Genomic DNA, 23,077 nt, shown 5'->3' with positions numbered 1-23,077 from the left:
CCTGCGGCAGCGGCTACACTCAGCGTCCTTGGAGGCGGATAAAATCTTGTAATGATTTGCCGCTGGGGCTACGAGGCCCATGCCTTGTAATCTCCAAATCCGTTTTTTCACTCAGGACTTGCATGAACACGCTCTCGGAGCCCCCCAATCGGCGCTCTCATTCCGCCTTACCCCCTGCTTTCCCACGCCACTGCGTCATCCTGAGGCGCAGGCGCCCAGGCTGCCATGCCAGTAGCCACGTTTTCCCGGCATCCGCCGCTTCCCACCCTTGCCAGAACGTCCCCGAGGCCTTGCGCCTTGGCGCCGTGTCGCGCCTGGCCGCCTGAGGAACCTGAATCGTATGGAATGGATCGCAGACCCCACGGCCTGGCTTGGCCTCTTGACCCTGATCGTCCTGGAACTGGTGCTGGGCATCGACAACCTGGTGTTCATCGCCATCCTGGCCGACAAGTTGCCGCCCCATCAGCGCGATCGGGCGCGGATCATCGGCCTGTCCCTGGCGCTGTTGATGCGCCTGGGCCTGCTGGCCAGTATTTCCTGGATGGTGACCCTGACCCAGCCGTTGTTCGAGGTATGGGGCAAGAGCTTCTCGGGCCGTGACCTGATCCTGCTGTTCGGTGGTGTGTTCCTGTTGTTCAAGGCCACCATGGAGTTGCACGAGCGCCTGGAAGGCCATGTCAGCCAGCGGGCCGGCAACGCCGGTTACGCACTGTTCTGGCCCATCGTGGCGCAGATCGTGGTGCTCGATGCGGTGTTCTCCCTGGACGCGGTGATCACCGCCGTGGGCATGGTGGACGAGCTGGCAGTGATGATGATCGCGGTGGTGGTGTCCATTGGCGTGATGATCGTGGCCAGCAAGCCGCTGACCCGCTTCGTCAACAGCCACCCGACGGTGATCATGCTGTGCCTGGGCTTCTTGATGATGATCGGCTTCAGCCTGACCGCCGAAGGCCTGGGCTTCCACATTCCCAAGGGCTACCTGTACGCGGCCATCGGCTTCTCGATCCTGATCGAGCTGTTCAACCAGATCGCCCGGGCCCGGCGCAAGAAGTCCATGCAGGGCCTGCGGCCGATGCGCGAGCGTACGGCCCACGCGGTGATGCGCCTGCTGGGCGGGCGCAAGCTGGCAGCGGAGGAGGTGGGCGAGGATATCGCCGACCTGGTGGAAGGCGACGAGATGGCGCCCAACGAGCTGTTCGACCGCCGCGAGCGGGTGATGATCAGCGGCGTGCTGCAACTGGCCGAACGCCCGATCCGCAGCCTGATGACGGTACGTGCCGACGTCGACTACATCGACCTGGCCGACGATGCTGAAAGCATCCGCGAGAAACTGATGCATTCGTCCTACTCACGCCTGCCGCTGATTCGCGACGGTGCGGTGGAGGAGCCGCTGGGCTTCGTGCACAAGAAGGAGCTGCTCAAGGAGTACCTGGCCGGCAACCAGCCGAACCTTGCGCACCTGGCGCGGACCACGATCAACCTGCTGGACAGCTTCACGATCCTCAATGCCCTGGAGCAGATGCGCAAGGCCTCGACCCACATCGCCTTCGTGATCAACGAATTCGGCGATTTCGTCGGCGTCCTGAGCATGACCGACATCCTCGAGTCCATCGCTGGCGAATTGCCTGACGCCAGCGAAATCGAAGGTCCGGACATCGTCGAGGAGCAGGGCGGGTTCCTGGTCAGCGGTGCCTTGAACCTGGCGCAGATCCGCCAGCGCACCGGCTTCGCCGCCGAGCCGACCGAGGACTACCAGACCCTGGCGGGGCTGGTCATGAGCCTGCTGGACCGCTTGCCGGTCAAGGGTGATTGCCTGGAGTGGCAAGGCTGGAGCCTCCAGGTGATGACGGTCGAGGAGCGGCGGGTGACCCGGGTGCGGATGCACCGGCAGGATCCGCCAGATCCATGAGGTGACAGAGCCGGATGCGAGTCCGGCTTTTTTTTGCCCGGTCCATGCCTGGTCTATGCCTGGCCCCCCGCTGCGCGCGCCTGTTCGACCCTCGAAAGCAGGCTTTGATTGCTTAAGTTTTGCTTGAAAGCTTTCAATCGTGCGGCTGATTATCATTCCCGGATAGCTGCCGCAGACTGGCCTCGAATCTCCCTGTCCCCGTGTTCTTGTAGCCCGGGGTCTTGAAACGAGCGGTCTATGCCAGTCAATCCCCAAACCCCTGCATCGCCACTTCTTGGCGAACGTCCTGCGATGGCGCAGGCCGACGCCACGGACACCATCCAGTGCGCCCTGGCCTGTTGCCAATTGCTGCTGCAACTGACCCAGGAGCGCGCGCCACGAGCCAGCGCCGCGGCAGGCGGGCACAACCTGCGCCAGGCGCTCAAGGGCTACGCTCGGGAGGCTGGCGTCGACCTGCGCCTGGAGCGCCTGGCACTCAAGCGCCTGACCCCGAAGATGCTGCCCCTGGTCTGGCGCGACCGCAGCGGCGCCTTCGTCCTGTTGGCCCGGCTTAGCGAAGCCCAGGCCCTGGTACAACGCCCGACTGCCCCGACCCCGCAAGTGCTCGAGCGCGCAGAGTTGGCCGAGGCCTGGAGCGGCGAGGTGATTCGCTTGCGCCAGGGGAGCCTGCGTTTCGACCTGTCCTGGTTCGTGCCGGAACTGCTGCGCCACCGGCGGATACTCGGCGAAGTGTTGTTGTGTTCCCTGGTCTTGCAAGTGCTGGCCCTGGCGACTCCGTTGTTCTTCCAGGCGGTCATGGACAAGGTCATGGTGCACCGGGCGCTGTCGACCCTCGATGTGCTGGTGATGACCCTGGTGGCGGTCGGCCTGTTCGAGGTGCTGCTCAAGGGGCTGCGCGAATACCTCTCGGCGCACACCGCCAACCGCATCGATATCGGCCTCGGGGTCAAGCTGTTCCGCCATCTGCTGGGGCTGCCCCTGCTGTACTTCAAGCAGCGCCAGGTAGGCGCGATCATCACGCGGGTGCAGGAGCTGGACAGCATTCGCGAATTCCTCACCGGCTCCCTGCTGACCCTGTGCGTGGACGTGGCCTTCACCTTGGTGTTCTTCGCGGTGATGGCCTGGATCTCCTGGCCGCTGACCCTGCTGGTGCTGCTGACCCTGCCGCTCTACGCACTCCTGGCCTGGGCCAGCACCGGCGCGCTGGAGAAGCGCATCGAGCAGCAGTTCTACAGCGCGGCGCGCAATAGCGCCTTTCTCAACGAGAGCGTGAGCAGCAGCGAGACCATCAAGAGCCTGGCGGTGGAGCCGCGCATGCAAAGGCGCTGGGAGGCGCAGACGGCGCAGATGGTCGAGGCCGGGTTTGCCAGCCAGACCCTGGGCAGCGCCATCAGCCAGGTGGTGACGTTGTTGCAGAAGGTCACGGCGGTGGCGGCGATCTGCTGGGGAGCGAGCAAGGTCATCGACCTGCAGATGACCATCGGCCAATTGATCGCCTTCAACATGATGCTGTCCCACGTCAGCCAGCCGGTGGCCAAGCTGATCGAGGTCTGGCAGCAGTTCGTCCGCGTCCGGGTGTCGGTGGACAAGCTGGGCGACATGCTCAACCTGCCGGTGGAGCAGGCCGAGGGCGATCGACGCCCGGCGCAGGCCTTGCGCGGCGAGGTAAGGATCGAGCGCCTCGCGTTCCGCTATCGCCCGGAACTGGAGCTGGTGCTGCGGGGCCTGGACTTGCACATCGCCGCCGGCCAGACCCTGGGTATCGTGGGGCCGTCCGGCTCTGGCAAGAGCACGCTCACCCGCCTGCTGCAAAAGCTCTACACCCCGGACGCCGGGCGCATCCTGATCGACGGTGTACCGCTGCAGCAGTTGCAGCCGGCCTGGTTGCGCAGCCAGATCGGCGTGGTGCTGCAGGAAAACTACCTGTTCAACCGCAGCGTGCGGCACAACATCGCCCTGCGCCAGCCAACCGCGTCCCTGGAGAGCGTGATCGAGGCGGCGCGCCTGGCCGGTGCCCATGAGTTCATCCTGCGCCTGCCCCTGGGCTATGACACGGTACTGGCCGAGGCCGGCAGCTCGCTGTCCGGCGGCCAGCGGCAACGCATCGCCATCGCCCGGGCACTGATGGGCGACCCGCGGCTGTTGATCTTCGACGAGGCCACCAGCGCCCTGGACGACGAATCCCAGGCGCTGATCCAGGACAACATGGCGCGCATCGCAAAGGGGCGCACCGTGATCATCATTGCCCACCGGCTGTCCGCGGTACGTCATTGCCAGCGGATCATCGCCCTGGAACACGGGCGCATCAGCGAATCGGGCAACCATCAGCAATTGCTCGCCAACGGTGGTTGCTATGCGCGCTTGTGGGCGCTGCAACAGACGCTGCGCAAGGAGGGCGAATAATGCAAGGCCTGCTGACTGCCTGGCGGCGCGCCTGGCAACTGTTGCGCGCGGCCCCGGCCCTGGTGCAACGCAGCCGCGACGAATACGAATTCCAGCCCGGTTACCTGGAGATCGTCGAGCGCCCACCCGCACCCTGGGCCCGAGGCACGGCCCTGCTGCTGATCCTGAGCATCGCCCTGGCCCTGGGCTGGGCCATTCTCGGTTTCCTCGACATCCACGCCAGTGCCGCCGGGCGCCTGATGGTCTCCAGCTACACCAAGGTGATCCAGGCCCACGAAGCCGGCGAAGTCCGTGCGATCCACGTACGCGATGGGCAACGGGTCAAGGCCGGCGACGTGCTGGTGGCGCTCAACCCCATCGGCATCGATGCCGAGCTGAGTGAGTTGCGTGCGCAACTGGCCTTCAAGCGCCTGGAGCTGGCCCGGGCCCGCGCCTTGCTGAGCGAGGACCCGCTGGCTAGCTACCAGCCACCTGCGGGCCTGGATGCGGAGCAGGTCGCGGCAGCGCGGCAACAGTTGGCCAGCAGCTGGAAGGAGATCCGCGCCAACCTCGACAGCCTCAATGCCGAGATCGCCATCAACCAGGCCAGCCAACGGGCCCGCAACAGCGAGATCGCCGCTCTGGGCAAGCTGGCCGGCAACGTGCGCCGGCGCCTCGATGCGCGCCGGGCGATGGCCGCCGAACAGTTGATGCCCCGGGTCGAGTTGCTCGAACAGGAAAAGGAACAGCTGGAGGTCGAGCGCTCCCTGGCCCAGCAGCATGCCGAGCTGCAGGTGCTCAAGGCCCAGGCGCAGAACCGCCGGGAACAGCGCGACAGCTTCCTGGCCCGGACCCAGCGCGAGCAGCACGAGTTGCTCAACCGCAGTCGCCAGGATGTCGCCGTGCTCGAGCAGCAGTTGATCCGTGGCCGTGACCGCCAGCGCCTGCAGACCCTGCTGGCACCGGTGGACGGTGTGGTCCAGCAACTGGCGGTACACACCCTGGGCGGCGCGGTACAGCCGGCGCAGCAACTCTTGGTGATAGTGCCTGAAGGCGCCGAGCTGGATGCCGAGGTCATGGTGCTGAACAAGGACGTCGGTTTCGTCAGGGCCGGCCAGCCGGTGGAGCTCAAGGTCGACGCCTTTCCCTACACCCGCTACGGCACCCTGCGCGGCACGGTGGAGCATGTTTCCGGCGACGCCATCAAGGATGAACAGCTGGGCCTGGTGTTTCCGACTCGTATCCGCCTGGCGCGCGAGACGCTGGCCGAGGGACAGCAGCCCATGCCCCTGCAAGCCGGGATGAGCGTCACGGGTGAGATCCGCACCGGTGAACGGCGGGTGATCAACTACCTGCTGGGGCCGATCCGCGAGTACCAGTCCGAAGCGTTGCGGGAGCGTTGAGCATGAGCACAGCCTTCAATCCCGCCGTCGAACAGGCGCCGACGATGCTCGATACTGGCCTGCATGCACTGGCTTGGGCCGCCAGACGATTCGACCTGAGCATCAGCGTGGCGCAGTTGCAGCACCGCCTGGGCCGGGTCGAGGGCCTGGCCGACAGCCTCGACCTGCGGCGCTGCGCCGGTTGGATCGGCCTGCGGGCACGGGCGGTGCACAGCCGCCTGGGGCGCCTGCACAACCTGCCGTTGCCGGCATTGCTGGAGACTACCCGGGGCTGGGCGGTGCTGGACGCGGTGGACGGTGACCGGCTGCGGCTGTTCTGGCCGTTGCAGGGGCAGTGCCAGAGCCTGTCCGGCGAGGAGCTTGCCGGGCTCTGGCATGGCCGGGTACTGCTGCTGGCCGAGCGGCATGTCGAGCCCCGGACCCAGGGTTTCGGAGTCGGCTGGTTCCTGCCTTCGATCCTCAAGCACGCACGGCAGTTTCGCAGCGTATTGCTGGTCTCGCTGATGCTGCAACTGGTGGCGCTGGTCACGCCGTTGCTGTTCGAGAACATCATCGACCGGGTCCTGGTCAGCCGCGGTATGTCCAGCCTGCAAGTGCTGGGCATCGCCATGCTGGCCCTGGCGCTGTTCGAGCCGCTGTTCGGCCTGCTGCGTTCCTGGCTGTTCAGCAACGTGGCGAGCAAGATCAACGCCGAGTTGTCCGCGCGCCTGTACCAGCACCTGGTCCAGCTGCCACTGGGATACTTCCAGGGCCGGCAGACCGGCGAGATCATCGCCCGGGTCGGCGAGATGCAGCAGGTCCGCCAGTTCCTCACCGGCTCGGCCCTGACCCTGGTGCTGGACCTGGCCTTCTGCGGGCTGTTCATCGCCGTGATGTACGCCTATGCGCCGCTGTTGACCTGGGTGGTGGTGGGCTCCCTGGCCCTGTATTTCCTGTTCTGGTTGTGCGTGGGGCCCTTGCTGCGTAGCCGGGCCCTGCGGGAGTACGAGTTGAATGCGGCCAACACGGCATTTCTTACCGAGGCCGTGACCGGCATCGAGACCATCAAGACCGGGGCTATCGAGAGCGGCTTCCAGCAACAGTGGCAACGGCAACTGGCGGCCTATGTACGTGCGGCGTTCCACACCCGCATCGTCGGTATCTGGGCCGGGCAGGGCATTGGCCTGATCCAGAAGCTGTGTTCTGCGCTGCTGCTGTGGTGGGGGGTGATGCTGGTGCTGGACGGGCGGCTGAGCCCGGGGCAACTGGTGGCCTTCAACATGCTGGCCGGGCATGTGGTGGAGCCGATCCTGCGCCTGGCCCAGGTCTGGCAGGACTTCCAGCACACGCTGATTTCCCTGCGGCGCCTGGGCGACATCCTCGACACCGAATGCGAGAGCGGCAGCGGCGGCCTGGCCTCGGTGCCGGCGTTGCAGGGCGCGGTGAAGTTCCAGGGCGTGCGCTTTCGCTACGAGGAAGACGGCCAGGAGATCCTGCGCAACCTCGACCTGGAGGTCCGTCCGGGGGAGTTCGTCGGCGTCACCGGGCCTTCGGGTTCCGGCAAGTCGACCCTGACCCGCCTGTTGCAGCGGCTCTACGTGCCCCAGCACGGCCAGGTGCTGGTGGACGGCATCGACCTGGCCATCGCCGACCCGGTGGCCCTGCGTCGCAACATGAGCGTGGTGCTCCAGGAAAGCGTGCTGTTCGCCGGCAGCGTGGCCGAGAACATCCGCCTGTGCCGGCCCCAGGCCAGCGATGCCGAGGTCCGGCACGCGGCCAGCCTGGCGGGCGCGGCCGATTTCATCGAGGCCCTGGCCCAGGGCTACGAGACCCAGGTCGGCGAGCGGGGCGGCCAGTTATCCGGCGGCCAGCGCCAGCGCATCGCCCTGGCCCGGGCCTTGTTGGGCAACCCCGGGATCTTGTTGCTGGACGAGGCCACCAGCGCCCTGGACTACGAGTCGGAAGCCGCGGTGATGGCCAACCTGCGGGACATCGCCCGCGGCCGCACGGTGATCAGCGTGGCCCATCGCCTCAATACCCTGCGCCACGCCGACCGCATCCTGGTCATCGACCAGGGGCGGGTACTCGAACAGGGCACCCACGAACAACTGCTCGCCCTGGACGGCCTGTACGCCCGGCAATGGGCCTTGCAGATGAACGATTGATTCCACCAACGGCAGGAGGGCTCACCAACCAGCCATGTCTCCCCACCCCGCATCTCCCTAGAGGGCCCTTGGCGACACCAAGGGCCGCCGTAAGACAGACAGAGGATCACCGCAATGGCTTTTATGTCCAAGGACTTCACGCGCCTGCTCAATACCCTGGTCGACCAGCAGATCAAGGCGTCCGGCAGGCAGACCGAATGGTTCAACATGAGTGCCGACGAGCGCGCCAGCTACATCGCCGAGGTCGGCGAGCGCCTGCTGGACATGCAGCAGAGCACCCTCAGCGTGCTGGCCGCCCAGCACTACCAGATGCAGGACAACCCGGTCTCGATCGGTGACCAGCTCAAGACCCTGCAACAACGACGCGAGCAGATGAACGCCATTGCCGACACCCCGGCGACCAGCGCCTACAAGCAGCAACTGGACCGCGACATCCTGCTCTACAGCCGCCAGCAGACGGCCACCAGCCACTACGAGCGGACCTGGCTCAAGGCCCTGGGCGTGCTCAGCCCCGAGGGCGCCAAGCGCCTGGAGCACAAGAGCCTGGTGGCCAGTGCCCAGGCCAAGCAGGACAAACTCAAGGGACGGATCAAACGCCTGGAACAGCAGCTGGCCATCCAGGTGGCCGACTCCACCTTCAGCCAGTCCTACGTCACCCTGTTTTCCGAGTTGCAGGCCTACAAGGACGTCAGTGCCCGCTACGCGAGCCTGCTCGACGCCGCGCCCGCGCAACAGGCTGCGAGCCTGGCAGTGCTGGCCAAGCCGCCGCGCAGTTCCGACGAGCTGCCGGTGAACCTCTCGCTGCTGCTGATGGAGGAACGTCCCGGCTACATCCGCATGAACGTGGCGCTGGTCAGTCCCAGCACCGACGGGCGCTTCAAGGATTTCTTCCTCGACCACGGCAAGCTGGTGGTGCCCACCGACGGCGTGCTGAACTTCTCCTTCGGCACCGCGGCCCGCTCCCTGGCCTGGCAGCAGCAGTACCGCCTGAAGAGCGAGCCGCCGTCCCGGCGTTCGCCGACCTACGCGCCGATCCGCTCGGTGCTGGTCAAGACCGCCTTCGTCGAGCAGTACTTCGCCAACCACCTGGTGTCGGAGAGCACCCTGCGTGAAGGCTTCAAGGCCCAGGTGCTGGGTAACGGCCGCAAACTGTTGCTGACCGGGGTCGATCGCAAGGTGCCGAACCAGGTCGGTATCCAGGTTTCCGGCCAGTCGCCCGGCACCAGCGTCAGCCGCGAAGTGCCGCTGGGGAGCGCCTTGAGCGAGCTGATCAACCAGAACGCGGATATCGCCAGCTTCCAGACCATTGGCCTTGAAGACTATCGCCAGCACGGTTACCACCCCGATCGTGACGGCGTTTTCGTCAACATCCATGAGCTGGAGCGCTCGGTGGGTTTCACCGAGCGCCAGTACCTGCTGGAAATGCCCCAGGACGGTGGCTACCGCGCGGCAACGCCGTTTGCCCTGATCACCGTCGAGGGCGACAAGGTCAGCAGCAGCCACCTGAGCCAGGCGCAGACCGATGCCCTGTATCAATACAACGCGGCGTTCTTCGACAAGCTGGAGCAATTGCGCAACGGTGGTATCAAGGCCAGCCGCCTGTTCGAGGGCAGCAGCGAACGCGCGACTTTCGTCCAGCAACTGGGCCGCTTGCTCGAACGCAACCACATCACCCCGGCCGGGGTGTTGAAGCCGGAACACAGCCGCGCCAGCCTGCGCGATATCAAGGGCAACAACCTGAACAAGGTGCTCTGGGAGCAGGCGTTCGCCGCGTCGGCCTGGCACAGCGCCGACGGCGACGCACTGCTGTTCGACCTGGCAGCCCGCCTGGCGGACGATCCGGCACTGGCCAAGGCCCTGGACGGTGGTTATGTGCAAAGCGACATCGCCCAGGCCAGGTTGCTGCTGGCGCCGCTGTACGAGCCCTGGCAGGCGCGTGCGGTCGATACCGAGAACCAGCGGGTGGCCGCGGCCAACGCGGCGCAGCATCCGGGTAATCCGCGAATACAGTTGTTCGATGCCGTGGCGGTGCAGCGTGCCCTGGACGCCAAGGTGCTGGACCTGCTGTTACGCGGCCCGGCGATCCTGGAACCCATCGATGCATCGCTACGCCCGGCGGTCGAGCAGTTGCTGGCCAGCGAGCAGGGCCGCAGCCTGCGCAAGCAGGCGTTGTTCCATGCCCTGCGCCCGCTGGCCGACAGCCTGGGCAAGGCTGCGGCACCGATCAATGCCCATGCCCAACTGGCCCCGCCCGGTGGCGCCGACAAGGTGGTGATCAACAACCGGCTGAACCAGCCCGATCCCTACCTGATCCTCAATACCCACCCGGAGCAGGCCCAGGCCGCTGCCACCTGGCTGGTGGAGGACGACAAGTACCGCAGCTACAACCAGTTCCGTCCTGACCCGGAGAATGTCGCCACCCGCTACATGAACGACCTGGACACGCCGTTCGTGGGCGGGATTTCCGGCACCACCCAGACCGTCAGCAATGCCTTGCCGGAGCTGTTCGGTGGCGCGCTGAGCGTCAAACAGTACTGGCAGTTCCAGATGGCCAATGCGGCCTTCATGATCCGCAACGGCTATCACTCGTTCTTCGAGACCCTGTATGTCGCCGCCCGCTACGAGCCCCAGGGCGCGGGCAGCATTGGCCAGGACTTGTTGCAGATGTTCGACCGCTTCCAAACCAAAGGCCACGAGCAGGCATTGCAGGGCGAGTTGTACGACGGGGTCATGGCCCGCGTGCTGCCCATCGTCAACGAAGGCCTGCCCGCCAGCGAACAGTTCCACCCTCCGCGCTTTACCAGCATCGGCCCGATGCCCTCGTTGCTGGGGCAGGCTGCCAAGGACTTGCAGCTCAAGGCCGGGCTGGAATCGCTGGGCAGCGGTTTCGAACCGCGCCAGGGCAGCGCCGACATCCAGCAGTTCGCCGCCGACCCCGTGCAGTTCGCCAAGACCCACGCCCTCAGTGCCGAGGCGCTGGTCAAGGCGGGGCGCTTGCCGGCCCAGGGCGACGTGCAACTGGTCAAGGTCGCGGCGAACCTGTACGAGCTCGAATATACCGAGCATGGCAGCAACGAGATCGCCGCTGGCGGCGACAGCGTGCCGGCGTACTTCCTCGGCTACAACGGGCCGAACCAGGCCAATGCCGCGCCGGCCTATGTGGACATTCCCAAGCACGCGGCAGCAGGCAGCTTCCTGTTCACCGGCACCTTGTCCGGTTGCTCGCTGGTGGTGACCAGCCTGGATGCCGATACCTTCAGGGTCTACCACGATGGCCGGGTCAACAGCTCGTTGCTGTACGACAACGTGGTGATGGCGGTCGACTACAAGGACTATCAGGTCGCCGGCACCGCCGAAGGCCTGGCCGCGGCCTACATGCAGTACCTCGATGGCCAGTGGCAGTTGGTGTTCCAGCGTCAGGAGTACCAGCGCGAGGGCCACACGGTCTGGCCGAAGTTGCGTGCGGGCGCCGAGCCCCTGGCGATCCAGACCGCCGATGCCCAGGTGCAGGCGCGCAACCACAGCGAGTTCGCCGCCTACCGCGAGCAGGTGCACCAGAACCTGAAGAAGGTCGCGGCCCAGTTCGGGGTGGCGAGCGACGGGGTGGCCGACGGCGTCTACAGCGGCGGGGACTTCGCTCCCGATCATCCGGCGATCGCCGCCTGGAACCGGCTGCGCGAGGAGGTCCAGGCCAAGGTCAACGCCGATATCCAGCAGGTGGTCGACCAGCGCTTCGAGCTCCAGGATCGGCGGCGCACGGCCAGCGACAAGGGCCTGATCGACCAGCAGATCAAGCAGCTCAATCTCACCCAGGATTACTACCGGGCGCAGTACGACCCGGTCCTGCGTGAAGCCGGCTCGGTGGAGAAGACCTGGCTCTGGCAGCAGATCAAGGCCAGCCAGGGCAGCGCCGCGGTGGTGCGCACCGACGATAGTGCGATCCAGGGCGGAGGCGAGGAGCGCACCAGCAGCATCGGTGAGCGGTATGCCATTGCCGAGGCCTACCAGCGCGGTGCGCGGGGCACGGCGTTCAACGACGGCCTGCGGGATTTTCGCCAGATCAAGATTCCCGGGGTGGACGACAAGATGTCGTCCCTGGAGATGAAGCGATTGTTCCTCGACGGTTCGCTCACGCCCCAGCAGCGCGGTGCCCTGAGCGCACGCATCAGCGAGACCGCACAGGCCGAATACATCGACAAGGTGCTGCGCCAGACCGCAGTGTTCAGTGAAGACTTCCACAAGGCCGGCAGCGTCTTCGGCCAGCTGGCGCCCCAGGATTTCTACCTGTCGTTGGTGGGCGACCGCTCCGGTGGCCGCTGCTACCCGCTGGTGCGGGCGATGGCCGTGGCCCTGGCCAGTGGCGGCGAGGCCGGCGTCAACAGCCTGGTGCAGAAGCTGTTCCTGGCCTCCGCCGACCCCGAGGCGGGCAGTTCGACCCTGCTCAAGAACAGCCTGATCCGCCTGCACTCCAATGTCGACGCGGTGCAGGCTTCGACCGAGGTGGGGCAACTCAAGCTGTCCGAGGTGGTGGCGCGGCTGGCCGCCAGCAAGGGCACGGCGATGTTCGCCCTCAATACCCAGAATCACTCGATGATGGTAGGCAGCACACAAGGGGCCGAAGGCCAGCGCTATTACTTCTACGACCCGAACGTGGGCATCTTTGCCTTCGATTCCACCCAGGCGCTGGCCAGTGCCATGCAGCAGCACCTGGTGACGCGCAAGCTGGCCGCGCACTACGGATCGTTCGGCAGCCAGTCGCAGCCGGCCTTCAACCTCGTACAGATCGACACCGCCAAGATGGCCCAGGTGCCGGTGGGCAACGGCCTGGATGTCGCCGATCTGTCCCGTCCCCAGGAGCTGGCCGGGGTCATTGGCCAGCGCCGCCAGGTCGAGCAGGCGGTGGGCGCCCAGCAGCGGGTCAGCGAGGACCTGCGCCTGGGCGCGGCATTGACCACCTTCGACGCCGAACAGTGGGGCGCGCGCTTCGAGGCCGCCAGCATCCGCCTGGCCGCCGAGCACCAGCTGGACGGTCACTGGATACCGATCATCGGCACCCTCGAGGAGCCGAAGGAGGGCGGCTATCGGGTGCAGTTCATCAACCGCGATCAACCGCAACTGGAGCCCCGCTGGCTGGCCACCGAGGACGGCACCTTCGTCGAATTTCGCCGGTTCGTCGATGAGCACATGCGCGTGTTCAACGAACACTTCACCCTGGAGCACGGGCAGATCCGCCCCCGTGCCGGCGTCGGCGAAGCACCGGCGGTGGATGGCCTGAACGCCGGGTTCGCGGTGCAGACGCTGATCCAGTGGTTCGCCGACAAGAACCGCCAGGAGGCCGCCCAGGGAACGCTCGCACCGGACCTGGCCACTGCGCTGAAGATCCACAGCTACCTGGGCCTGGCGCAGATCGGCCATGGCACCTTGCAGGATGTGGCCAAGGTCACCGAGCTGGTGCGCACCGCGCTGCGTGGCGAAGCCATGGCCGCCCAGACCTCGCTCAGAGACTTCGCCTCGACCCTGGGCCACACGGTCAACGAAGGGGCGGGCCTGCTGTTCGGCGGGGCCATGGTCGGCCTCGATGCCTATGAGCTGGCCCACGCCGAAAACGATGTGCAGAAGGCGGTATTCGGCACCCAGCTGGCGTTCGATTCGGCCAGTTTCGTCACCGGCGCCGCCGGGGTTGGCGCCGGGCTGCTGGGCGCCTCGACGGCGGCCGCGGCCCTGGGTGGCGCGGGGGTGATCCTCGGCGGCCTGGCGGTGGGCTTCACGGCGCTGGCCCAGGCCTTCGGCGCGGTGGCCGAGGACGCCAAGGCGGTCGGGCGCTACTTCGACGCGCTGGACCAGGCCTACAAGGGCAACGGCTATCGCTACGATGCGGACAAGCAGGTGCTGGTGCCGCTGGCTGGAGCTGTGGTCAAGCGCCTGGACCTGCGCAACAACCAGATCGGTTTCGACAGCCAGTACATCTACCGTACCCACCATGGCTCCACCGGTTCCGGGGCGATCAACTACTTCTTCTGGGCCGGGGACTTCCCGCGGATGATCCACGACCGTGACCAGGCGATCGAGGTGCGCAGCGGCATCGGCTACGGCCAGGACACCAAGGCCCTGGAGCATGGCGACAGCAGGGCGCTGATCCTGCCGGGCACGCCCAAGTCCTACATCAGCTACGAGTACATGATCCTGCCCGGGGCCACCACCCGGCATGACACCGGTTTCGACGTGATCCGAAGGCTCGAGGAGGACCGGCGCTTCGACTACGACTTCTACATCTTCCCCAGCGAGGAGACCATCCGGCGGATTCGCCAGGAGTACGTCTGGACCCCGGTCGAGGTGCTGCTGGACTCAAGCGACCGGCAGTTGATCGTCCCCGAGTTGCCCAAGGAGTTGCATGGCTACCTGAACTACCAGGTCAAGGGCTCCGGCGGGCGCTATCTGGTGGGGCTCAACGAAGGCGCCCAGGTCGAACTCGCCAGCGAGGCCGGCACGGTTGCGTCGCGCTGGATCATCGACACCAGCCAACTGGCGGACCAGTCCATCAGCGTGGCGAAGGACCAGCTGAAAGTTGGCGGCGTGGTGGTCAAGCTCGATCCGGCGCACAACGGCCAGGTGCTGCTGGTCAACGCCAAGGGCGAGGTGCGTGAAGTCGATTTCACGAGCCTGAGCACCCAGGTGGTGGAAGAAGACGCGAGCAAATGGCAGGTGCCGGGCCAGCGTATCGAACAGCACCTGAGCGAGTTGGCCAAGGCTCACCAGTTGCATGGCCAGTATGTGACGGTGGAAAACTACAGCCATGGCGGGCGCAATGTCGGCCGGGCGTTCTACGACGTCGCCAAGGAGCGCATGCTGTTCACCGACACCCAGGTGGAGCAGGCTCGCAATGCCCAGTTGGGGGCGGTGGTCGGCGACCATGCCTACTTCGTCGATGCCGAGAACGCCGCGGCCTGGCGTGTCGAGATCGCCACCGGCAAGGTGGACGCGCAGTTCGCGCCCTCGTTCAACCAGAGCGCCGGACGCATCAGCCGATTCTGGCAAGAGGGCGACGCGGTCTACCTGGCCCGGCGCTACCAGCTCAAGGAGCGCGAGGCCGAGCTGAACTTCCGCATCCTCGGCGATCGCATGGAGCTGGTGGGCGTGGTAGGCGATGATGCCTTGCTGCAACTGTCGGCCCGTAGCCAGCAGCATGGCGATACGCTCAAGACCTTGCTCCAGGGCTACCAGGAGCAGGCCACCGAGCGTGCCACGCCGGTCTACAGCCTCGGTGCGCCGATGCTGGAGCCCAGCGCCGCGGCCCTGGTGACGGTGTTTGGCCTGGACGACGCGAAGGTGGCGCACCGCTACTGGGTACGCACCAGCGACGGCACCCTGATCAAGCCCAACCTGGCCCCGCCCGAGGGTGAGCAACCCGCACCGGATGCCCAGGGCCAGCCCCGCAGCGCCTGGCCGATTCCACCGGACCTGGTGTTCGCCGGCAGCATGTTGCAGCCCGCAGGCCCGGAGGTGTTTTTCTTCTACAGCCAGCAGCAGAAGGTGGTGTTCCGCCAGGAGGGCGCGGGGCAGAAGGTCCTCGACGGCAGCCAGCCGAGCGCCTTGCGCCTGGCCCTGCCGGCCCTGGCCAACGTGCTGGAGCTCAACGGGCACCTGGTGGCCGTGACCGAAGATGGGCGCGTGGCGCGCATCGAGGCCTCGGGCCAGCTGGCCTATGAGGCGGTCAACGAGCATTGGCTCAAGGGGCGGGCGACCTGGTGGCAAGACCTGGCCAGCGTCAACGGCAGCAGTGCGACCTTGGCGGTGTTCGGGGCCAAGACCACCGATGGCAAGGGGGCGTTGCCGGTCTGGTATCACAATGGCCAGGTGGTGGTGGCGTCACCTGCGTTGCACGGCAAATCCCTGCAGTTCCTCGGCTTCGACGACGCCAGTGCCAGCGCCCGGCTGTTCGAACCCGAGAGCGGCAAGCTTTACCTGCAGGCACCGATGTCCGCCGAGGCGCTGGCGACGGCGTTCGCAGCAGACCAGGTGCTCGTGGCCTCGGCGCAGGTGCCGGCGGCCACGGCGCTGCTGTCCGACGTGCCGCTGCGTTCTGCGGTGCAGGTGGATGCCGGGTTGCGGCTGACCACGGCCAAGGGCGAGGTGCTGCTGCGCAATAATGCGGGCGAGGTGCAGTTGGTGGCGCTGGACAAGGGCTGGCAGCGCGAGCGGCTGGGCAATTTGCCCGAGGCGCTGGCCGAGGTGGCAGGGCATTGGCGGGCCCAGGGCGTGTTGACCTTGCAAGGTGACGGCACCCAGGGCTGGTTCGATGTCGCCAGCGCGCAGATGTTCGCCAGTAACGGTATCGCCGCGGCCAGCGACCTGCGCTTTATCGGCGTGGCGGCCGAATCGCCGAACTCGGCCTACGTCTACAGCCCGGCGGAGCAGGCGCTGTACCAGGTCCAGCCGCAGGGCGCGCAGAAGCTTGGCCACTACGGCAACGTCCAGCGAGTGGGCTCTTCGCTGCTGCTGCAAGGCGGCGGTGTCGACGGCCGCCAGGATGAACTGGTGCCGCCGTTGATCGCCGGGATCGACAGTGTCGTGCTGCACGGCGGCAGTGCTGACGATACCTATCGCCTGAGTGCGCAGACCTGGGCGCACTACCGTACCGTGGTGATCGACAACGATGACCCTGGCCAGGCCCTGGATCGCCTGATCATGCCGGTGGCCGATGCCAAGGACATCCTGGTCAGCCGCCAGGGCGACGATGTGCTGCTCACCGACGCCGGCACCGGCTCGGCCCTGGTGCTGCGCCAGGTGCTGGGCAGCCAGGCCGCGGCGCATGGCCACTTGCAGATCGAGCTGCAGGGCGATTCGGCGGTGATCAGCGTCGAGCAGCTGTTGCAGGGCTTCGCCCAGACCGGATCGAGCAAGGGCGGGTTGTTCGAGCTGGCGTCGCGTGAGCGCCCGGCCTTGCCAGAGAGCAATGACCTGGCGGCACTGGTCGATGCCGAAGGTCCGAGCCTGGCCAAGCTCAGCGGGGCCATGGCGGCCTTCGCCGACACCGGTGGCGCTCGTGAACACCTGCCGCAGAACCGCCAGGCCACCCAGGCGCTGCTGGCACCACCACTGACCTGACGACACGGCAATGACCACAGGAGGGGCGCAATGCCTCTCCTGTCCCGTGGCTGCATTTCCCGGCTACGGCCGAATGATTTTCCCTACGTAGAACAGACCATGACCGAATCCATGCATTTATCGCGGCGAGCCCTGGCCGGCTGCTTGCTCATACTGTTGTCGCCGTTCGCCGGCCTGGTCCGGGCGACAGAGCCCCAGGCCATGCCCAGCGATCTGTGGCGGGTGTACCAGGATGCCCGGCACAACAACAGCGAACTGGCTGCGGCCCGTGCCGACCAGGCTGCCCGTGCCGAGGCGGTGCCCCAGGCCCGTGCCGGGCTGTTGCCTACGCTGTCGGCCAGCGCCGAGCACAACGGCACCAGCACCTCGCTGCAACAGCCGCGGCAAGCCACTCGGCGCAGTGGCACCAGCTACCAGGCGGTGCTGAACCAGCCGGTGTTTCGTGCCGAGCGCTGGTTCGGCCTCAAGGCCGCCGAGGCCGAGGACCAGCAGGCCATGCTGGAGCTGGCGGCGGCCGAGCAGAAACTGATGCTCGACAGCGCCCAGGCCTATTTCGGCCTGCTCAAGGCCCAGGACGCCCTGGCCGCAGCCACCGCCGAAGAGGCGGCGCTCAAGCGCCAGCTGGCTCTGGCCCAGAGGGGCTTGCAACTGGGCCTGTCGGACCGCACCGATGTGCTCCAGGCCGCGGCCGGGCATGACACCGCGCAGGCCAACCGGATTGTTGCGCGCAAGCGTACCGACGATGCCTTCGAGGCCCTGGACACCTTGACGCACCAGCAATACCCGGCCCTCCAGGGCCTGCGGCACGACATGCCGGTGCTGCTGCCCGAGCCCAACGATGCCCGGCGCTGGGTCGACAGTGCGGTACGCCAGAACCTCACCTTGCAGGCCAGCCAGTACGCCCTGGAGGCGACGCAGCAGACCCTCAAGGCGCGCAAGGCCGGGCACGCTCCGACCCTGGACGCGGTGCTGCGTTACCAGGTGGGCGACAACGACAACCTGGGTTATGGCAACAGCGATATCCGTGGCAGTGGCTACGGTGGCAATGTCCAGCAGCGTTCCGTCGGCCTGCAATTGAACATTCCGTTGTTCAGTGGCGGCCAGACCTCCTCCCAGGTGCGCGAGGCCTATCAGCGGATGAGCCAGCGCGAGTCCCTCAACGACAACCTGCGGCGCCAGGTGGTGGAGCAGACCCGCAACCTGCATCGCGGCCTCAACAGCGGGGCCGACCAGGTCCGGGCCCGGCGCCAATCGATCATTTCCAACCAGGGCGCGGTGCTGGCTTCGCAGCTGGGCTTGCAGGTCGGCACGCGCAACATCGTCGATGTGCTGGAGGCCCAGCGCCAGTTGTACAACGCCGTGCGCCAGTACAACGACAGCCGCTACGACTACATTCTCGACACCCTGCGGCTCAAGCAAGCGGCGGGAACCTTGTCGCCCGAGGACCTCAAGGCGCTTTGTGATTACCTCAAGGCCGACTACGATCCTGACCGCGATTTCTTGCCGCCGGAGTTTCCACGCCGGCTGGCGGCGCGCTGAGGTCATGGGCCGGACACCAGGTACAGGTTCACCAGGCACAGGTCCAGCAGATACGGGTTCATGGGGTAGAGGGGCTAGGTGTTGCACAGGTTGACCAACTTCTTCGACAGCCACAGGGGCTGTTGCTATGCACTGGGCGTGGTGCTCGCGGTCGCTGCCGCCGTGGTTCTGGGCAACGGTTATCGCCTGCAGGTCGAGGACGTCTACCGGGCCGGCAGCCAGATGCAGGCCCGGGAGTACGCGGCGGACCTGCAGCAATGGAAGTCCGATGGCTTTGCCATTGGCGCCTTGTCCATTCTCGGGCGTCATACCCCCTCGCTGAAGCAGGTGATCCTGGAGCGCGAGCCCCGCGCCGAGCTGCTGGAGCGCGCGGCTATCCCGCTCAAGGCGCTGACCATGGTGCTGGGCGCCAATCACGCCTTCGTCCTTGACCGGGACGGCGTGGTGGTGGCCGCCCATGATCACCAGGGCCAGGCGCCGCTGGGGTTGAACGTGGCCTTCCGGCCCTACTTCAAGGTGGCGCTGGCGGGGGGCAGCAGTGTCTATGGCGCGATCAGCCGCAGCACCGGTACGCGGATGTTCTACATGGCGGTTCCGGTCTATGAGTCGCGCACCCGCCAGGACCGGGTGATCGGGGCGCTGGTGGTGCGTTTCGACGGCGAGCAGCTCGATGCCCGCCTGGGCAAGCAGTATGGCGACGACCTGAAGATGCTGCTGTCGCCCGGTGGGGTGGTAGTGGCCGCCAGCGCTCCAGAGTTCCTGCTCAAGGCTGACCGCGCCTGGTCGTTATCCGACTTCAATACGCAGTCCGCTGGCCAGTTCGGCGATTACCCATTCGCCCACGGCGTTCCCGAACGCCTGCCATTCGATGTCCACGAGCCCCTGGTCAAGCTGGATGGGCGACGCTACAGCCTGTCCCGGGTCGAGTTCGACTGGAACGACCCCAGTGGTCCCTGGACCCTGGTCACCCTGGGCGATCTGGACGGGGTGCTGCCGGTGGGGCAAGTGCTGCTGATCGAGGGTGTGAGCGCCGCAGTGTTCCTGTTGTTGCTGTGGGGCGGCGTGCGGCGCCTGGGCGATGCCAGGCGGCACAAGGCCGACCTGGCGCGGATCGAGCAGAGCGAACGGCGCCTGGACCTGGCCCTGCAAAGCGGGGCGCTGGGGCTGTGGGATTGGAATGTCAGCCAGGGCATCGTCATCAACAACGATGTCTGGTTGCGGATCCTCGGCTACAGCAAGGAAGAACTGGACCAGGCCTTCGGCCATGGCCTGGACCGCTGGGCCTGCCTGGTCCATCCCCAGGACCATGGGCCGGTGCTGGCCCGGCTCCAGGCGCACCTGGACGGCGAAGCGCCCGAGTACCGTGCCGAGTACCGCATGCGCAGCAAGAGCGGGCGCTGGTTGTGGGTGCTGGACATCGGCAGGGTCATGCAGCGCGATGCCACTGGCGCACCGATCCGGGTCACCGGGGTCTTGCAGGACATCAGCGAGGCAGTGCAAGTGCAGCAGTCGATCGTCGACAGCCAGGGCAAGCTGCAATCGATGATCGCCAACATTCCCGGGGTGGTGTTTCGCAGCCTGCCGGATGCCGCGCGGACCATGGTGTTCGTCAGCGATGCCATCGACGGCCTCTGTGGTTTCACGGCGGCGCATTTCCTGGCCGGGCACAGTTATCGCGAGCGGGTCCACCCCGATGACCTGGAAGCATTCGACCGTTGCCTGGGCCATGCCAGCTACATGCTGGAGTACCGGATCATCACCGCCAGCCAGGAGGTGCGCTGGGTCTATGACAAGGGCCAGACCATCGTCGTGGATGGCGTACCGCAGTACCTGGACGGGGTGATCTTCGACATCAGCGAGCGCAAGGCGGCCGAAGCCCTGGTCCAGCGCGCGCGGCGCGATGCCGAGCTGGCCACCCAGGCCAAGTCGGAATTCCTCGACAGCATGTCCCATGAGATCCGCACCCCGCTGAACGCCATCATCGGCATGGCCCACCTGGTGCAGGACATGCCCTTGGAGCGGGCGCAGCGCGACTGCATCGAGAAGATCGACCGCGCCGCCAGGCACCTGGTGGGCACCATCAACAGCGTGCTCGATCTGTCGAAGATCGAAGCCGGCAAGCTTGGCCTGGAGCAGGTCTGCTTCGACCTGCGGCAGTTGGTGGACGATGTCTTGCTGCTGGTGCGCCAGCGTGCGCAAGAGAAGGCGCTACAACTGCGCCTGGACATTCCGTCCGCGCTGCCGCGTTGTTACCTCGGCGACCCCGCGCGCCTGGCCCAGGTGCTGACCAACCTGGTGGACAACTCGATCAAGTTCACCGAGGTCGGCGATGTCTGTATCGGTGTGTGCCTGGTGCGCCAATGGGACGACAAGGTGCTGTTGTGCTTCAGCGTCACCGACAGTGGCGTGGGCATCAGCCAGGAGCAACAGCTGCGCTTGTTCGATGCCTTCGTCCAGGCGGACCGCTCCATCAGCCGGCGCTACGGCGGCAGTGGCCTGGGGCTGACCATCGCGAAGAAGCTCGTGCAGATGATGCAGGGTGATATCTGGGTACGCAGCACGCCGGGGCAGGGGGCGGTATTCAAGTTCAATGTGCAGTTGATCCTGCCCCGAGCGGCGCAGGTGCAATTGCCAGCGCCCTCGGCGAGCCCCGCGGCGGTGCTGTTCAGGGACAACGAGCACGGACAACTGCTGGCGGGATCGCGGGTGCTGGTGGTCGAGGACAATCGCCTGAACCAGGATGTGTTGCAGGGCCTGTTGCAGCGTGCCGGGGCTCGGGTGGTGCTGGCTGCCAACGGCGCCGAGGCCTTGGGGCTACTGCTTGAGGACGCGCATTTCGACGCGGTGCTGATGGACTGCCAGATGCCGGTCATGGACGGGTATGGCACCACGCGCAAGATCCGCGGTTACGCCCACCTGCGTTCGCTGCCGATCATTGCGGTGACCGCCAGCAGCCAGGCCGATGTCCAGGGCCGGGTCATGGCTGCCGGCATGGATGACCTGGTGAGCAAGCCCCTGGAGGTCATGGCGTTCTACCGGACCCTGGTGCGCTGGATAAAGCGCCGGGAGTTGCCGCTGCAGGCGCTTGCGCGCGAGTTGCCCGGGGCTGTTCCCGCGCCGGATCATGCGGGCATCGATTCGGCGCTGGGCATGGCGGTGGTGAACCAGGATCTGGCGCTGCACCACAAGCTGCTGGCGGATTTTCGCGATGACCAGCGGCCAACCCTCCAGCGCTTGTGGTCGGCCCACGCCGCCGGCGACTTGCAGTGCATCGGCTTTCTCGCCCATGGCCTGCAGGGCGCCGCCGGCAACATCGGCGCCACGGCCCTGGCCGAGGCCGCCAGGCACCTGGAGGCGCAGTGCACCGCAGGGGGCGACCTGGCGCTGTCGATCCAGCAGTTGGCGCAGTGCCTGGAGCCGCTGCTGGCGGAGCTGGCGAACTTGCCCGGGGTGGCTGCGCCGGCAGCGGCGCACCAGCGGCTGGATCATCAGCAACGGCTCAAGCTGCAGCGCCTGGCCGAGTTGCTGCGCGATCACAATGCACAGGCCCTGGGGCTGATCGATGAACTCTGCGAGCAGAGCCGCTGCACTGCCTTGCGCGCGCTGCAGGAGCGGATCTACCGGTTGGAGTTCCGGCAGGCCCATGAACTGTTGGTCGAGCGGGGCATGGCCCAGGGCTAGCTGGCGGCCCGGATCAGTTCCTGATAACGCGCCATGCGCTGCGCGCAGTGTTGCGCCAGGCACTGGTGCAGGGCCCGCAGCGACTCGGTGATTTGCGAGCGATGGGACACCACCAGGCTCAAGGGCGCGGCGTCGGCCTGCCAGCCCGGAAGCAGGGGCAGCAGGCGCCCGGCCAACAGGTCCTCGACCACGTTCAACAACGGTAGATAGACCACACCGTGGCCGGCCACCGCCCAGCGCCGCGCGGCGTCGCCGTCGTCGCAGCAGAAGTGCCCCTGTACCCGCACGTCCTCGACCTGGCCCGGCGCATGGAAGCGCCAATGGCTCTCCGGCCGGCCGATGCTGTGGCAGATGATGCATTCGTGCTGGCTCAGTTGTTCGGGTGCCTCGGGCGTGCCGTGTGCGGCCAGGTAGTCGGGCGCGGCACAGGCGATGAAGTGGTGCTGCTTGAGTACCGGCAGTTCCACCAGGTCCAGGGCCAGGCTCTTGCCATAACGCAGCGCGGCGTCGAAGCGGCCCTTGAGCAGGTCCTCTTCCTTGTCGCTCAAGGCCAGCTTGATATACAGGCGCGGTCGTTCCTGCTTGAGCTGGGCGAGCAGGTCCAGCAGCAGGTTGCGGCCCAGATCGGAAGACACCGTGAGCTCCAGCATGCCGTCGTCGTGGGTCAACGAGCGTTTGCCATTGGCCAGGATCTTCAGCGCGTGCTGTGCGCTTTCCAGGTAGCGCATGCCTTCGGGGGTGAGCTTCAGGGTACGCGTGGAGCGGGTGAACAGGCGCACGCCGAGGCGGTTCTCCAGGCGCTTGAGTGCCAGGCTGGCGGCGGCCGGGGTGATCGACATGATGCGTGCGGCGGGCGACAGGCCTTGCAGTTCGGCAATCAGCACGAACAGTTCCAGGTCAGCGAGGTTAGGCAT

The 23,077-nt window shown here is 66.5% G+C and carries 8 protein-coding genes; 7 read left to right on the top strand and 1 reads right to left on the bottom strand.

What is annotated here, in order from left to right; all coding sequences use genetic code 11:
• Positions 1-340 precede the first annotated feature (340 nt).
• The 7 genes from C4K39_RS27590 to C4K39_RS27560 all read left to right on the top strand — a co-directional run bounded on the left by C4K39_RS27590 (position 341) and on the right by C4K39_RS27560 (position 22,163).
• Positions 341-1,909 carry a TerC family protein gene (locus C4K39_RS27590; RefSeq protein ID WP_124347940.1) on the top strand — a complete coding sequence of 523 codons (1,569 nt, stop codon included), beginning with the start codon at positions 341-343 and terminating at the stop codon, positions 1,907-1,909.
• Between the two features lie 291 nt (positions 1,910-2,200).
• A complete protein-coding gene (locus C4K39_RS27585) occupies positions 2,201-4,312 on the top strand; it encodes a type I secretion system permease/ATPase (protein WP_124348419.1) in 2,112 nt (703 codons plus the stop codon).
• Positions 4,312-5,694, top strand: coding sequence for an HlyD family type I secretion periplasmic adaptor subunit (locus C4K39_RS27580; RefSeq protein ID WP_225926514.1), 1,383 nt, complete (start codon positions 4,312-4,314; stop codon positions 5,692-5,694). The genes C4K39_RS27585 and C4K39_RS27580 overlap by 1 nt, the downstream gene beginning before the upstream one ends.
• Before the next feature lie 2 nt (positions 5,695-5,696).
• On the top strand, positions 5,697-7,838 hold the full coding sequence (locus C4K39_RS27575) for a type I secretion system permease/ATPase (RefSeq protein ID WP_124347939.1): 2,142 nt from the start codon (positions 5,697-5,699) through the stop codon (positions 7,836-7,838).
• Between the two features lie 114 nt (positions 7,839-7,952).
• Complete coding sequence (locus C4K39_RS27570; protein WP_124347938.1) at positions 7,953-16,943, top strand: TcdA/TcdB pore-forming domain-containing protein; 8,991 nt, start codon at positions 7,953-7,955, stop codon at positions 16,941-16,943.
• A gap of 111 nt (positions 16,944-17,054) precedes the next feature.
• Positions 17,055-18,482, top strand: coding sequence for a TolC family outer membrane protein (locus C4K39_RS27565; RefSeq protein WP_225926600.1), 1,428 nt, complete (start codon positions 17,055-17,057; stop codon positions 18,480-18,482).
• An 81-nt stretch (positions 18,483-18,563) separates the two neighbouring features.
• Complete coding sequence (locus C4K39_RS27560; protein ID WP_225926515.1) at positions 18,564-22,163, top strand: PAS domain-containing protein; 3,600 nt, start codon at positions 18,564-18,566, stop codon at positions 22,161-22,163.
• On the opposite strand, the gene C4K39_RS27555 is transcribed toward C4K39_RS27560, so the two are convergent.
• A complete protein-coding gene (locus C4K39_RS27555; protein ID WP_068581288.1) occupies positions 22,160-23,077 on the bottom strand; it encodes a LysR family transcriptional regulator in 918 nt (305 codons plus the stop codon). The genes C4K39_RS27560 and C4K39_RS27555 overlap by 4 nt on opposite strands.

This window comes from Pseudomonas sessilinigenes, from assembly GCF_003850565.1.
GTDB lineage: Bacteria > Pseudomonadota > Gammaproteobacteria > Pseudomonadales > Pseudomonadaceae > Aquipseudomonas > Aquipseudomonas sessilinigenes.
Note: the sequence above shows the minus strand (reverse complement) of the source record. Positions and strands in the feature narration are given on the sequence as shown.

Excerpts from the sequence above, each read along its gene's own strand:
- C4K39_RS27590 (WP_124347940.1), top strand. The coding sequence starts at position 341 with ATGGAATGGATCGCAGACCCCACGGCCTGGCTTGGCCTCTTGACCCTG.
- C4K39_RS27585 (WP_124348419.1), top strand. The coding sequence starts at position 2,201 with ATGGCGCAGGCCGACGCCACGGACACCATCCAGTGCGCCCTGGCCTGT.
- C4K39_RS27580 (WP_225926514.1), top strand. The coding sequence starts at position 4,312 with ATGCAAGGCCTGCTGACTGCCTGGCGGCGCGCCTGGCAACTGTTGCGC.
- C4K39_RS27575 (WP_124347939.1), top strand. The coding sequence starts at position 5,697 with ATGAGCACAGCCTTCAATCCCGCCGTCGAACAGGCGCCGACGATGCTC.
- C4K39_RS27570 (WP_124347938.1), top strand. The coding sequence starts at position 7,953 with ATGGCTTTTATGTCCAAGGACTTCACGCGCCTGCTCAATACCCTGGTC.
- C4K39_RS27565 (WP_225926600.1), top strand. The coding sequence starts at position 17,055 with ATGCATTTATCGCGGCGAGCCCTGGCCGGCTGCTTGCTCATACTGTTG.
- C4K39_RS27555 (WP_068581288.1), bottom strand. The coding sequence starts at position 23,077 with ATGCCTAACCTCGCTGACCTGGAACTGTTCGTGCTGATTGCCGAACTG.